This is a genomic window from Roseovarius sp. MBR-6, from assembly GCF_040547525.1.
Classification (GTDB): domain Bacteria; phylum Pseudomonadota; class Alphaproteobacteria; order Rhodobacterales; family Rhodobacteraceae; genus Roseovarius.
In genome coordinates this window covers 87,169-99,969 of sequence record NZ_JBEPPW010000009.1, presented here as the reverse complement: position 1 = coordinate 99,969, position 12,801 = coordinate 87,169, and the positions used below count along the sequence as shown (strand labels likewise).

Here is a 12,801-nt window from a genome sequence, read left to right as displayed (position 1 = left end):
GCCTCAGAGCGGCTTTTGATAGAGGCGGTAGCGTTTGTGGATGGTGCTGCCGACCTCCTCGATGATGTGGCGCATACCGGCGTTATCCTCCAGAATCCAGCCCATCTCGACCCGGCTCACGCCGCGACGGATCATCTGCTTGCGCACCGCGTCGATCACCAGAAAGGCCACCGTCGGCCCGAGGCGCGAATACTGGTGCTCCTTGCGCACGCCCATCAGCGCGACGCGCGTGCTTTTGGCGCCGCGCACCTTCAGCCGCCACAAAAGCTTCGCCCAGCCGAACGGGAACAGCCGCCCGCGAAGGTCGTGGATCATCTCGTTGAGGTTCGGGAACGCGGTGATGAAGGCCACCGGCTTGCCGTCGATCTCGGCAAACTGGATATAGTCGTCGGGCAAAAGCATCAGGAGCGCCTTGGCGGTCTCGTCGAATTCCTCGGGCGTAAAGGGCACGAACCCCCAGTTATCCGACCAGGCATCGTTGAAGATGTCGCGCATCGCCGCAATGTCGGCGGCCTTGTCCTTGCGGTTGAAGGGGCGGATCCTGACCTTGCGGCTGGCGCGCTCCGCCAGCTTGGTCATGACGGGCGGTGCCACGAAATCGGGCTGCACCATGTAGGTCAGCAGGTCCTTGACGCCCGCAAAGCCCTGTTGCTCGATGCGCGGGCCATAGTAGCGCGGCGCATGGCCCATCATGATGTAGGGGGGGCTGTCGAAATTCTCGACCAGAAGGCCGATTTCCTCGTTGATCGTCAGGTTGTAGGGGCCGCGCACATGTGCCGCGCCGCGCGCGCGCAGCCACGCCCCGGCCGTCTCGAAGAGGGCCGCGAACACGGCCGCGTCATCGACCGCCTCGAGCATCCCGAAATAGCCGAGCTTGCCGCCCTCCACCTCGGGCTGGAGGCGGTCCATCTGCGCGGTGATGCGGCCCACGGCCTCGGCCCCGCGATACGCCACCCAGCGGGCCACCTCGCAATGCGCGAACAGCGGCTTGTTCTGATAGACGCGCTGTTTCTGCTCGAAGAGGAGCGGCGGCACAAAGGCCGCGTCACCGGCATAAATCCGCTCAGGCAGGCGCAGGAAATCGCGCGCCGCGCGGCCACTTTCCGCCGGACGGACGTCGATCGGGGCGCTTGCGGGCGCGGGGATTGCCATCTGGTGCCTTTCGTTATGCCGGGGGCGGATGCCTTGGCGGTCCGTCTGCAGACGCTCAAGCCTTGCCGCATCGGGGCCATGAAGGGCAAGCCCCCCTGCCTGCCGGGGATCCGAAACCGGTAAGATTGTTACAGATCCGTGCGCCACGGGCGGCGGGCCCATGCCACAAAAGGCTTGCAGATCAGAGGTCAAACCCCGATGAACCGGGGACAACCGTTCACCGCTCAGGGGGCCGTCTTGGCCAAGTTCATCCTCGGAAGCCATCTCCGCCACAAGGCGCTTGAAAGCCGGGCCGTTAGCAATGCGTTGTGGTTCGTCGATCTGGCCTTTGTCGGCACCATGGCGGGGTTTTTCCGGATTCTGCCGCTGCCGTGGGCCTCGGCCACGGGGGCGGGGTTTGGCCGGTTTCTGGGCCGCATCTTCAAGAACCGCACCCGCCATGTGCGCGCCAACCTGACGCTCGCGCTGCCGGGCAAATCGCCCGCCGAGATCGACCGTCTGGCCGAAGAGGTCTGGGGGAATGCGGGCGCGGTCTTCGCCGAATATCCGCATCTTGCCAAGTATACCGACCCAAAGCGCGGCCTTCTGCGCATCGAGACGGTCGAGAATGACCCGGCCTATTGCCGCCCCGGCACGCCCGTGGTCTTCGTCGCCGCCCATCTCGGCAACTGGGAGGTGGCCTGCGCCGCGATGACGCAGATGGGGATCCGCTCCTATGCGCTTTATGCGCCGCTGGCCAATCCGTGGCTGGACAAGATCATGCTGCGCTATCGCGCGCGGCTTGGCTGCGAAACGGTGTCGCGCGACGCCGGGGTGCGGGTTTTCATGCAGGCGCTCAAGAAGGGCGAGGCCCCGGCGATGATCATCGACCGCCGCGTTGAAGGGGGCAAGCCGATCCCGTTTTTCGGCGCGGACAAGGACAGCTCCACCCTGCCTGCGGGCCTTGCGCTGCGCTTTGGCGCGCCGCTTGTGCCGGTGCAGGTCGAGCGGCACGCGGGCGCGCGCTTTACCGTGCGCTTTCACGCGCCGCTTGTCCTGCGCAACCCCGAGGCCGACACGGACGCGCAGGCGCTCGACCTCACCCGCCAGATCCACGAGCGGTTCGAGGAATGGATCACCGCGCGGCCGGGCGAATGGCTTTGCACCAGCAAAATCTGGCGCGGCGCTGTTCTTCGGGCGAGAACCGACATATATAAGCCGGTATGATGCCGCGCATGCAGCCAAGAGGCCACCCGATGTCCGATCTTCAACCCAGCCGCCGTCACCGCGTGGACGACTCTGTCCGCCTGTTCAAGAATCCGCTGCTGGAAAAACTCAGCCATGTGCATCCGATCGTGCCGCTGCTGGTCTGGGGGCCGGTCGCGGTCTGGCTGATCTGGCGGGCGGTCGTGGTTCATAGTCTCGGCCTGGGCGGGCTGGCGATCATCGGCGTGGCGGGGCTGGTGACATGGACGCTGGCGGAATACCTGCTGCACCGCTACCTGTTTCACTTCGAGCCGAAAACCGATCTGGGCCGCCGCTTCATCTATCTCTTTCACGGCGTCCACCACGACACGCCGCAGGACAAGACGCGCCTTCTGATGCCGCCCGCGGGGGCACTGCCGATCATCGCGGTGCTCTATCTCATGTTCTGGCTGGTGCTGCCCTATCCCTGGGCCGAGCCGTTCACCGGTTTCTTCATCATCGGTTATCTGGTCTACGACTATATTCACTACGCCACGCATCACTTCCCGATGAAGCATCCGGCGCTGCAATTCCTCAAGCATTACCACATGCGCCATCATTTTTCGGGGGAACATGGGCGCTACGGGGTATCCTCGCCGTTCTGGGACCGGGTGTTCGGCACCTATCCCGAGAAATCGGACCGCGCCGCCCGCCGCTGAGGCGCGCGGCGCCGGGATCGAGCCATGGCGAAATACTACCTGCTGCCCAAATCCCTGATGGACCGCCTGCCGGGCCTGCAAACCCCGGTCTGGCTGCTGGAGGCGGGGGTGTTTCACCTGCTTTACGGGCTGGCGCGGCTTATGCCGGTGGATGCGGCGGGGCGGGTCTTTGGCTGGCTACTGGGCACGCTGGGAAAGTATAACCCCAACAAACAGCGCCCTGTCCGGCGCAATCTCGCGGTGGTGATGCCCGAGGCGGATGAGGCCACGCGCGAGCGGGTGATGCGCGAGATCTTCCGCTCCACCGGGTTGGCTGCGGTGGAGTTGTTCCTGCTCGACCGGATCTGGCGCGGGCGCGACCGCTATCTGGAATTCTCGGTCCACCCCGAGGCGGAGGCCCTGATCCGCCGCAAGGCCCCGATCGTGTTTGCCACCGCCCATACCGGCGCGTGGCAGTTGACCAGTCTCATCGGCCGCAAGCATGACCTGTCCATCGCCGTGCTCTATGCGCCTGACAGCAACCCCTGGATGGACCGTTTCTTCCTTGCGCGCAGGCGGCATTTCGGCGGGCCGCTGGTGCCAAGCGCGGGTGGTGCGCGCGACACGCTGCGCGAACTGGCCGCCGGACGCTCGGTCGGGGCGGCGTTCGATACGCGCATCGACGAGGGCGAGCCGGTGCCGTTCTTCGGCGTGCCCGCGATGACCAACACGCTGCCCGCCATGCTGGCGCTGCGCGGCTATCCGCTCATTCCGATCCGGGCGGTGCGCCTGCCCGGCGCGCGCTACCGGATCGAGGTCATGGCCCCGCTCGCCCCCGCCGACACGGATGCCCCGCGCAAGGATCAGGTGCTGGAGCTGACTGCGCGGCTCAATGCCGTGTTCGAGGGCTGGATCCGGGAGGATCCGGGCCAATGGCTGTGCATGAAGCGGCGCTGGCCCAAGCCCCGCCCGCCACGGGCCGCCGATGTCTGAGCCGCGCGTCTGGGTGCTCGACGCCTACCGCGCGGGCGAGCGCACGCAACTCAGCGCGCTGGCGACGGCGCTTGGCTGGCCTTTCGAGGTCAAGCGGCTCTCCTATCGCCGGTTCGGGCTGGCAAGCGCGCTTTTCCTGCGCAACGATCTGAAGGGCGTCGATCCGGCGGGGTCCGATCCGCTTGGCCCCCCCTGGCCCGATCTGGTGCTTTCCATCGGGATGCGCAACGAGCCGGTGGCGCGCTGGGTCCGCGACCGCTCGGGCGGGCGCACGAAGCTTGTGTTCCTCGGGCGGCAATGGGCCGATCCGCGCCATTTCGACCTGATCATCACCACGCCGCAATATCCGGTGCCCGACCGGCCCAACGTCTTGCGCAACGCGCTGCCGTTGCACGGGGTCACGCGGGCGCGGCTCGATGCGGCTGCCGCCCTCTGGGCATCGCGCCTGGCGCATCTGCCGCGCCCCTGGCTCACGGTGAATATCGGCGGCACGAGCGGGCCCTATGCCTTTGGTCCTCATGCGGCCGCGCGCCTCGTGCGCGATACGCTGGCGCTGGCGCGTGCGCGGGGTGGCTCGCTTCTGGTCAGTTCCAGTGCGCGCACACCGGCCGTTGCGCTCGACGCCTTTGCCGCACAGCGCGAGGTGCCGATGCAGCTCTATCGCTGGCGGCGCGACGATCCGGACAACCCCTATCTGGGCTTTCTGGCGCTCGCCGATGAGGTGATCGTGACCGCCGACAGCATTTCCATGCTGGCCGAGGCCCATGCCACGGGCCGCCCTGTGCATATGTTCGATACCGGCGCGGGGCTGGGTTCGATGCGTCATGACATGCTCTGTGCTGCGGGCGAGGGGGACGCGGCCCGCGCATGGGCCAAGGCTGATCCCGACCGTGCCGACCATGCCCCCGGCGCGCGCGCCTATCGCGCGCTGATGCGCTATGGCTGGTCCTATCTGAGCCGCGATATCAGCCGGTTGCACCTGCGGCTTGTGCGCTCGGGGCGGATGGTCTGGCTGGGGGACGCGCCGCCGCCCTCACGCGGCGGGCAAGAGCCTGACGACATGGCCCGCGCCCGCGACGCCATTCGTGCGCTTATCCCGCGCGGCTGAGCGTGCCGCCCACCTCGAGCCGGTGCACCACGTCTGCGGCCTGCGCAAGGCTCTCGTTATGGGTGATGGCGAGGATCGTCAGATCGGTCTTGAGCGCCTGAAGCGTGGCGATGATATCGGCCTCGCTTTCGGGATCGAGCGCGCTTGTCGCCTCGTCGAGGATGAGCAGGCAGGGCGCGTTGATCAGCGCGCGGGCAATGGCGATGCGCTGGCGTTGGCCACCCGAGAGCCTGCCGCCACGCTCGCCCACCACCGTCTCCAGCCCCTCGGGCAGGGCGCGCACAAACTCCCAGGCCCCGGCCTTTTCCAGCGCGGCGCGCGCCTGTGCCTGGGAAATCGCCGGGTCGCCAAGCGTGACATTGTGCAACACCGTGTCGTGCAGAAGCACCGTCTCCTGCGGCACATAGCCCACCATCCGCCGCCAGACGCGAAGATCGACCGTCTCGAACGGCACGCCATCAATACTGATCTCGCCACGTTCGGGGCGCAGAAGGCCGATCACCAGATCGACGATCGTGGTCTTGCCCGAACCGGACGGCCCCACCAGCGTGGTGATCCGGTGCGCGGGGATGTCAAGGTCAAGCCCGCCAAGGACCGCATGCCCCTCATAGGCAAAGCGCACATCCTTTAGGGTGATCCCGCGCTCCAATGTCGGCGTGACATGGCCGCCCAGATGCTCCTGTTCGGCCAAGGCACGCGCGCTGGTTTCCTTGAGCGACCAATAGGCGCTCTCGGCCTGCGCGAGCTTCTGATATTGCTTCTGCACCTTGCCGAGAAAGGCGAACGTCCGCCCGAGCGCCACCGCGAGGATGAGCACGGTGGCGAATTCCATCGAGAGCACGCCAATCGCCAGATAGACGCCGAAGGCGATCAGCATGACGAACATCAGGTCCTGGCCCGCATCGAGCGCCGCCCCTGCCAGCACCTGCTTGCGCAGCGCCTTGTTGAGGCGGTTGGTCTCACCGCGCAGCATGTCGTCGGTCTGGTTCTCGCGCGCCATCGCCTTGAGCGGCTTGACCGATTGCAGCATGTCGGTGAGGTGCGACATGAGCGAGATCATCAGCTCGGTCTGCCGCTTGCCCGCCCGCCGCGTCATCCGCACCAGGAAATGCGACACCCAGATCACCACCGCCCCGGCCATGAGGCCAAGCACCGTTGCCTTCCACGACACGGCAAGCGCGACAGAGCCATAGACAATCGCCTGAATGAAGAAGGTGAGGGCGGTTGCGCCGAACATGTAGGCGTCCGCCCCCCGCTGTGCCTCGGTGGCAAGCGCATTGGTCAGCTTGCCCGCCGGTTGATGCAGGAAAAAGCTCCAGCGGCTGCGCATCATGTTGCGCAACACTTCAAGGCGCATGTCCGTCGCCACCCGCGCCGCCGTATAGCCGACCTGCCGCTGCGCCACGAGCAGCAGGATCGCCTTGAGCGTCGCCATGGCCACGATGAGCAGCAAGAGCGCCCCAAGCGTCGGTGGCACCCCGAGCCAGGCCAGCACGTCAAGCACCACCTGTTCCAACTCCCCCGGCGGGCTGGCATTTTCGGCACCCTCGCCCGAGGACAGCGCGATCTTGAGCATCGGCAGCATCGCCGAGAGGCCCAGGCCCTCGGCCAGCCCTGACAGAAAGAGCGCCAGCACCATGAGGAAACTCGGCATCGGATAGGCGCGGAAGAGGTGGATCATCAGGCGCATGGCGTGGCTTTCCGGTTGAGTGTGCGCTCTATCGCCTCGGGGCGCGGGAATGTCCACCGGCCCCGGGCGCGTTACGGCGCGGCATGGGCGCGCGCGAGGTGATGGGTGGCGGCATGGCTTGTCTCCATGCCGTCGGTCGTGTGGCGACGGGCCGTCAGAGCGACCTGCCAGCCCCCCGCGACCGGGGCGATATGGTAGAGGTGGTAGGCGGCCGCTTCGGGATGGGTGGCCGAGGCGGAAGGCACGCCGATCACCGGGGCCACGCCGCTGGCGGTGTCCATCTGCTGGTGGTGGCTGCGGTGGCTGTGGCCGTGGAGCACCAGTTCCGCTCCCTCGCGCGCCAGCACCGCGCGCAGCGCGGGCGCATCCAGCAGCCGCTTGCGCGCCGTCACCGTGCCGTCGAGCGGCGGGTGATGCACCATGACCACGCGGCAGAGGCCCTCGGCGCGCGCCTGTGCCAGCACCCCCGCCAGCCGGTCAAGCTGCGCCGCCCCCACCGCGCCCACGGCACGGCCGGGGGCAGAGGCGACGGCACTCGACACGCCGATCAGCGCCAGTCCCCCGCGCTGCCGCAGCCAGGGAAAACCACCCCCGTCATCGCCCTGCCAGTAGGGCCGCCACGCAGGCGCGCCCGCCTCCCACGAGCCGCGCACCAGCGCCTCGTGATTGCCGGGAATGAGCATGACGCGGGACGCATCGCCCAGTGCGTCGAGCCATTTGCGTGCGCCGTCATATTCCACCGGCAGGCCCAGATTGGTGAGGTCCCCCGTCACCGCGATCAGATCAGGCGTGGCCGCTTGCATATCGGCCACCAGCCGCGCCAGAACCTCGGGCCGGTGCACCTTGTGCCGCTTGCGCCGCCAGGACAGCAGGCTCAGCGCGCGCTTGTTGAGCACGTCGCGCCAGTCCACGCGCGCGGGCAGCGGCAAATGCACATCCGACAGATGCGCCAGCATCACGCCGCGCTCGGGGGTTGCCTGCACCGCCTGCCGCCTCCTGCCGTTACTCGGCCACCGCCGTGGCAGCCCCGGCGCGCACAGTCTCGAAGGCCGCCAGGATGCGGTCGATCTGATCGAAGCTGTGCCCGGCGCTCAGACTGCACCGCAGCAGCGATGCGCCCTCAGGCGCGGCAGGCGGCACCACGAGGTTGACATAGACCCCCTGATCCAGGAGCGCGTTCCACATGCGCGCGGCCTCGTCATGCGAGGGCACCTGCACCGCGATCACCGGGCTTGGCCCCGAGGCGAGCCGGAAGCCAAGGGCCGTCAACCCTTCATGCAGCCTGCGCGCATTGGCCCAGAGGCTTTGCTTCAACTCGGGCCGCCCGCGCACCGCCTTGAGGGCGGTATGCGCCGCTGCGATGCTGGCGGGGCTGGACGAGGCGGTAAAGATATAGGGCCGGCTGCCATAGCGCAGAAGCTGCAATTCGGGGTGGCGGCTGACGCAGAATCCGCCCAGCGAGGCGAGGCTTTTTGAAAACGTCCCGGTGATGAAATCCACCTGATCGAGGATGCCCTCCTCCTCGCACAATCCGCGCCCGGTCTCGCCATAGACGCCGAAGGAATGCGCCTCATCGACCATGAACCAGGCGCCGAATTCCTTGGCCACGGCGCAGAGATCAGAGAGCGGCGCGGTATCGCCCCACATGCTGTAAAGCCCCTCGGCGATGACGAGCGACCCCTCCGCCGCGCCGCCCAGACGGCGCAGCCGCTTGCGCAGGTCCTCCGCGTCATTGTGCTTGAACGCGAAGAAATCCGCGCCGCTGATCCGGCAGCCGTCATAGATGCAGGCATGGCTGTGGCTGTCCAGCACGACCTTGTCGCCGGGTTGCAACAGCGCCATCAGGAGGCCGAGATTGGTCTGATACCCGGTGGAAAACAGCATCGCCGAGGGCACGCCGTAAAAGCGCGCGAATTCCTCTTCAAGGGCGGCATGGCTGGAAAAACTGCCATTGGCCATGCGCGAGCCGGTGGTGCCGCTCCCCTCTTCGTGCATCGCCTTGCAGGCGGCCTCGATGATTTCGGGATCGAACGTCAGGCCCATGTAGTTGTTGGTGCCGGCAAGGATCGTCGGGCGTCCCGCGATCACCGCCTCGGTGGACGAGAGAAACCGCTCCATCACGATGCGGCTCGGGTCGGCCTTCAGCCCGCGCAGCCCGTCGCGGACCTGCGCCATCTCATTGAACCGTGTGGTGATGCTCATGCCCTGTCCTCGATGAGTTGCGTGATCTTGGCGGCCAGTTCGCGGATCGTGGTGATATCGGCCATCATGTTGAGCGGCAGGCCGATATCATAGTGATCCTCGATCTCGACCAGCAATTCCATCAGGTTGACCGAATCGAGGCTCAGATCGTCGGCCAGCTTCGTGTCGGGGCCAAGATTGCCGGCGGCCTTGGGGAACCGCTCCAGAAAGCCGTAAAGCGTCTCGATGATCTCGTCCTGTGTCTCAGTTGACATGGCTCTTGCCTCTCTCGGGTTGCGGCTGTGGTGCCTGCCAGAGCCCGCGAAGCCCCTCGGCCAGCGGGATGTGCGGTTGCCAGCCGGTGGCGGCGCAGAGCGCGGTATTGTCGGCCACCCAGTCGGGGTGCCGCAACTCGCGCAGCTTGCCGGGGCTCAGCATCGGCTGATAGCCGAAAAGCCGCGCGGCGAAAAGATTGGTCGTGGCGATCATGTGCATGAGCGCGCCGGGAAGGGGGATGCGCCAGCCGCGCCCGCGCCCCGCGACGCGCTCGACGATGGCCGCGATCTCCTCCCAGCCATAGCCGCCCGCGCGCCCGTCATCGAGCTCGAACGTGCCGGGGACGGGGTGCGCCATGAGCGCGAGAATGGCGCGCGCCAGATCGTCGACATGCAGAAGCGAGGCGCGCGCGCCCTTCGCCCCCGGCAGCGGCACGATGCCGCGTGCCATGGTCTCGAAGAGCGGCACAAGCTCGCGGTCGCCGGGGCCGTAGATCGCGGGCGGCCGCAGGATGGTGTGATCAAGGCCCGAGGCGGCCAGAAGCGCCTCACCCTCGCGCTTGCTTGCGGCGTAATGCGAAAGCTGCGGCTCCCGCGCGGCGAGCGAGGAAATCAGGATCATGCGCGGCGGTGTGGGCTGTGCCTTGGCGATGCCCGCCACGCGCGCCACGCCTGTCGCATTGACGGGGCGAAAATCGCGCGCGTCGCGCCCGCGCACCACGCCTGCCACATGAATCACGGTGCCCACGCCCGCCATCAGCCGCCCGAGCGCCGCCTCGTCGGCAAGGTCGCCCGTCACGCTCTCAAGCGCGGGATGCGAGAGGCCGAGCGGCGTGCGGTGAACCAGCGCGCGCACGCCGTAGCCCTCGGCCAGAAGCCGCGCGACCAGGGCCTGCCCGACAAAGCCCGCAGCGCCCGTGACCGCGACCCTTTGGGTCATGCAATGTAACGGATCGGTGCCTCGTCCACGGCCTCGGGTTGCGCAGGGGCAGGCTGCACGGGCACCGAGGCCGCCGCCTGTTGCCGCGCCATATGGTCCAGCCGCGCGCGCGCGCGCGCCAGCTTGCCCGAAGAGGTGCGCGGCAGCGTCCGGGTTGGCACCAGTTCCACCCGGCAATCAATGCCGAATTCGCTGCGCACCATGCCGGTGATGGTCTTGACCAGACGCGCGCGCTTGATCTCGTCGCGCTCGCGGCATTGCACCACGATCACCGCCTTTTCCGTCTGACCGTCCTCGGACGGCACCGAGAAGGCCGCGACATCGTTATAGCTCACCCCCGGCTGGCTTTTCGCCAGATGTTCGAGGTCTTGCGGCCAGATATTGCGGCCGTGAATGATGATCATGTCCTTCTTGCGGCCCGTCAGGAACAACCGCCCGCCCGCGAGATAGCCGATATCGCCGGTATTGAGCCAGCCATCGGCGCTCAGCGCCTCGCGCGTCATCTCGGGGTCCTGGAAATAGCCGCTCATCACGCTCGGGCCACGCAGATGGATCACGCCCGCGTGCCGCTCGGGCAGGGGCCGGCCGTTTTCGTCACGGATTTCGATGTCAAAGGTCGGGAGCAATGCACCGCAATCGACATAGCGCGCAACGCGGCGTTCGGTGCCCTCGGCCTCGGCGGGGTCGAGCGGGCGGGCGATGCCGTCATGCTGCATGTCCTCGGAATCGATATGGTCGATCCGCACCTCTTCATCGAGGCCGAGAAAGCTGATCCCGAGCGAACATTCCGCCATGCCGTAGCAGGGCAGGAAGGCGGTCTTGCGGAAACCGGCGGGGGCCAGCACCTCGGCAAACCGCTCGAGCGGCTCGGGGGTGATCATCTCGGCCCCCACGCAGGCCACGCGCAGCGCGCTGAGGTCGAGCCCCTCGGCATCGCGCGCGCGAATACGCATCACCGCCAGTTCATAGGCAAAGGGCGGTGCGGAGGTGATCGTGGCACGGTTGGCCGACATCATCTCAAGCCATTTGCGCGGGCGCATGGCGAAATCATGGGTGCCGAGAAAATCGACCGAGCGCTGCGTCGCCATCGGCATGATGATGAAGGCGACAAGCCCCATGTCGTGATAGAAGGGCAGCCACGAGGAGAACCGGTCGTCCTCGTGCAGCTTGAGCCCGTTCTCGGCCATGTCGCGGATATTGGCCAGAACCGTCTTCTGGTCGATCACCACGCCGCGCGGAAAGCGCGTGCTGCCGGAGGTATACTGGATATAGGCGGTGCTTTCGGGGGTCACGCCGGGCAGATCGCCCGTGGCCTCGGGCAGCGCGTCAAACGTCTCGGGCGTGCCCGCGCAGGCAAGGTCCATATCGGCCACCGCCTCAGCGAGGAAATCGGCCCAGTCCGCTGTCGCCATCGCCGCCGAGGCCCCGCAGTTGCGGATCAGTTGCGCCAGCTGCGCCACATAGGCCGCGTGCCCGCCGATCTGGATCGTGGCAGGCATTGGCACCGGCACGAGGCCCGCATACTGACAGGCCCAGAAGAAGCGCACGAAATGCGGCGAGGTCTCGGCCACCAGCGCCACGCGCCCGCCACGCTCGATCCCGAGGCCCATGAGGCGGCGCGCCAGCGTCATCGCCTCATTGCGCAACTCGGCATAGGTGGACGAGGCATAGATCTCGCCCTTCGCGTTGTAGAAATTGACCCCGGTTGTCCCTTGCGCGGCGTAATCAAGCGCCTCGCACAGGGTGGAGAAATCAGCCTTTCGCAAGGCCAGATCATGCGAACTGCCGGTCGCTTGCATCGGGTTGTCCTTTGTCCTCGGGGCCTCGTTCTGCCAATCCGTCGGGCATCGGGCCATTCTGCTCGCCACGTCTGGTGGGTGACAGCTTGGATAGATACAACCTGTCGTTTTATGTCAAGCGTGCTGCCCGATGGCCCCGGGGGACACCGGAAAACATAGGCGATATCCTGCGATTTGCGTCACGAATGGTTTCCGTTTCGTAACAGTGTGACGAAACCGGGGCACGGGCTGCGCGCGTTACCCGTCGCAAGACCCTAGCCCACGGGCGCGAAACCGCGTTAGGATCGGGCAAACCTGCCCCATCGAAAGGCCCTGCCGATGACCCAAGCCGCCCCGTTCCGCTCTGGCATCCACCGCGTCGAGGAAGGCTGGATCGACTATAACGGCCACATGAACATGGGCTATTATACCGTCCTTCTGGATCGTTGTGGCGACGAGGCCTTTGCCGCGATGGGCTTTGGCCCCGATTACGTGGCGGCGCGGGGGCTGACCACCTACACGGCGGAATTCCACATCCGCTACCTGCGCGAGGTCAAGCTGGGCGACCGGCTTTTCAGCACGTTCTATCTGCTCGATCATGACGAAAAGCGGTTTCATGCGTTCCAGGAGCTTTACCACGAGGATGGCTGGCTTGCCGCGACCGGCGAGGGGCTGACGTTGCATGTCGATCTGTCGGGTCCGCGCGTCGTGGCCATGCCCGACGATATCGCGGCGCGCGTGGCCGACATGGCCCGCGCCCATGCCGACCTGCCGCGCCCCGAAGGCGTGGGCAGCCGCATCGGCATCCGGCGCAAATAGCCC

General features: G+C 66.9%; 12 protein-coding genes. 5 read left to right on the top strand and 7 right to left on the bottom strand.

The features are described from left to right. Positions 1-3: 3 nt before the first annotated feature. Positions 4-1,152, bottom strand: coding sequence for a GNAT family N-acetyltransferase (locus ABIE57_RS12690; protein WP_354539397.1), 1,149 nt, complete (start codon positions 1,150-1,152; stop codon positions 4-6). A gap of 237 nt (positions 1,153-1,389) precedes the next feature. Here ABIE57_RS12690 and ABIE57_RS12685 point away from each other — a divergent pair, with 237 nt between their 5' ends. Genes ABIE57_RS12685 through ABIE57_RS12670 form a run of 4 tightly spaced genes read left to right on the top strand, consistent with a single transcriptional unit; the run spans position 1,390 to position 5,115 of the window. Beyond that, positions 1,390-2,358 carry a lysophospholipid acyltransferase family protein gene (locus ABIE57_RS12685; protein WP_354539396.1) on the top strand — a complete coding sequence of 323 codons (969 nt, stop codon included), beginning with the start codon at positions 1,390-1,392 and terminating at the stop codon, positions 2,356-2,358. Positions 2,359-2,387: 29 nt separating this feature from the next. Further along, a complete protein-coding gene (locus ABIE57_RS12680) occupies positions 2,388-3,035 on the top strand; it encodes a sterol desaturase family protein (protein WP_354539395.1) in 648 nt (215 codons plus the stop codon). A 24-nt stretch (positions 3,036-3,059) separates the two neighbouring features. Then, a complete protein-coding gene (locus ABIE57_RS12675) occupies positions 3,060-4,007 on the top strand; it encodes a lysophospholipid acyltransferase family protein (RefSeq protein ID WP_354539394.1) in 948 nt (315 codons plus the stop codon). Then, on the top strand, positions 4,000-5,115 hold the full coding sequence (locus ABIE57_RS12670) for a mitochondrial fission ELM1 family protein (protein WP_354539393.1): 1,116 nt from the start codon (positions 4,000-4,002) through the stop codon (positions 5,113-5,115). Before ABIE57_RS12675 ends, ABIE57_RS12670 begins: the two co-directional genes overlap by 8 nt. On the opposite strand, the gene ABIE57_RS12665 is transcribed toward ABIE57_RS12670, so the two are convergent. From ABIE57_RS12665 to ABIE57_RS12640, 6 genes are all read right to left on the bottom strand, one after another. Then, entirely contained in the window at positions 5,099-6,805 is a 1,707-nt protein-coding gene (locus ABIE57_RS12665; RefSeq protein WP_354539392.1) for an ABC transporter ATP-binding protein, read from the bottom strand. The two genes, ABIE57_RS12670 and ABIE57_RS12665, sit on opposite strands and share 17 nt — an antisense overlap. Before the next feature lie 71 nt (positions 6,806-6,876). After that, entirely contained in the window at positions 6,877-7,788 is a 912-nt protein-coding gene (locus ABIE57_RS12660; protein ID WP_354539391.1) for a metallophosphoesterase family protein, read from the bottom strand. A 19-nt stretch (positions 7,789-7,807) separates the two neighbouring features. Next, positions 7,808-9,007, bottom strand: coding sequence for a serine palmitoyltransferase (spt, locus tag ABIE57_RS12655; protein WP_354539390.1), 1,200 nt, complete (start codon positions 9,005-9,007; stop codon positions 7,808-7,810). Beyond that, positions 9,004-9,261, bottom strand: a complete 258-nt coding sequence (locus ABIE57_RS12650; protein WP_354539389.1) for an acyl carrier protein — start codon at positions 9,259-9,261, stop codon at positions 9,004-9,006. The genes spt and ABIE57_RS12650 overlap by 4 nt, the downstream gene beginning before the upstream one ends. Next, complete coding sequence (locus ABIE57_RS12645; protein WP_354539388.1) at positions 9,251-10,201, bottom strand: NAD-dependent epimerase/dehydratase family protein; 951 nt, start codon at positions 10,199-10,201, stop codon at positions 9,251-9,253. Before ABIE57_RS12645 ends, ABIE57_RS12650 begins: the two co-directional genes overlap by 11 nt. Then, positions 10,198-12,000, bottom strand: a complete 1,803-nt coding sequence (locus tag ABIE57_RS12640) for a fatty acyl-AMP ligase (RefSeq protein ID WP_354539387.1) — start codon at positions 11,998-12,000, stop codon at positions 10,198-10,200. The genes ABIE57_RS12645 and ABIE57_RS12640 overlap by 4 nt, the downstream gene beginning before the upstream one ends. A gap of 318 nt (positions 12,001-12,318) precedes the next feature. Here ABIE57_RS12640 and ABIE57_RS12635 point away from each other — a divergent pair, with 318 nt between their 5' ends. Further along, a complete protein-coding gene (locus ABIE57_RS12635) occupies positions 12,319-12,798 on the top strand; it encodes a thioesterase family protein (RefSeq protein ID WP_354539386.1) in 480 nt (159 codons plus the stop codon). Positions 12,799-12,801 lie beyond the last annotated feature (3 nt).

What these genes read in the sequence shown, in the direction of transcription:
- ABIE57_RS12690 (WP_354539397.1), bottom strand. Translation starts at nt 1,152, where the DNA reads ATGGCAATCCCCGCGCCCGCAAGCGCCCCGATCGACGTCCGTCCGGCG.
- ABIE57_RS12680 (WP_354539395.1), top strand. Translation starts at nt 2,388, where the DNA reads ATGTCCGATCTTCAACCCAGCCGCCGTCACCGCGTGGACGACTCTGTC.
- ABIE57_RS12675 (WP_354539394.1), top strand. Translation starts at nt 3,060, where the DNA reads ATGGCGAAATACTACCTGCTGCCCAAATCCCTGATGGACCGCCTGCCG.
- ABIE57_RS12670 (WP_354539393.1), top strand. Translation starts at nt 4,000, where the DNA reads ATGTCTGAGCCGCGCGTCTGGGTGCTCGACGCCTACCGCGCGGGCGAG.
- ABIE57_RS12665 (WP_354539392.1), bottom strand. Translation starts at nt 6,805, where the DNA reads ATGCGCCTGATGATCCACCTCTTCCGCGCCTATCCGATGCCGAGTTTC.
- spt (WP_354539390.1), bottom strand. Translation starts at nt 9,007, where the DNA reads ATGAGCATCACCACACGGTTCAATGAGATGGCGCAGGTCCGCGACGGG.
- ABIE57_RS12650 (WP_354539389.1), bottom strand. Translation starts at nt 9,261, where the DNA reads ATGTCAACTGAGACACAGGACGAGATCATCGAGACGCTTTACGGCTTT.
- ABIE57_RS12645 (WP_354539388.1), bottom strand. Translation starts at nt 10,201, where the DNA reads ATGACCCAAAGGGTCGCGGTCACGGGCGCTGCGGGCTTTGTCGGGCAG.
- ABIE57_RS12640 (WP_354539387.1), bottom strand. Translation starts at nt 12,000, where the DNA reads ATGCAAGCGACCGGCAGTTCGCATGATCTGGCCTTGCGAAAGGCTGAT.
- ABIE57_RS12635 (WP_354539386.1), top strand. Translation starts at nt 12,319, where the DNA reads ATGACCCAAGCCGCCCCGTTCCGCTCTGGCATCCACCGCGTCGAGGAA.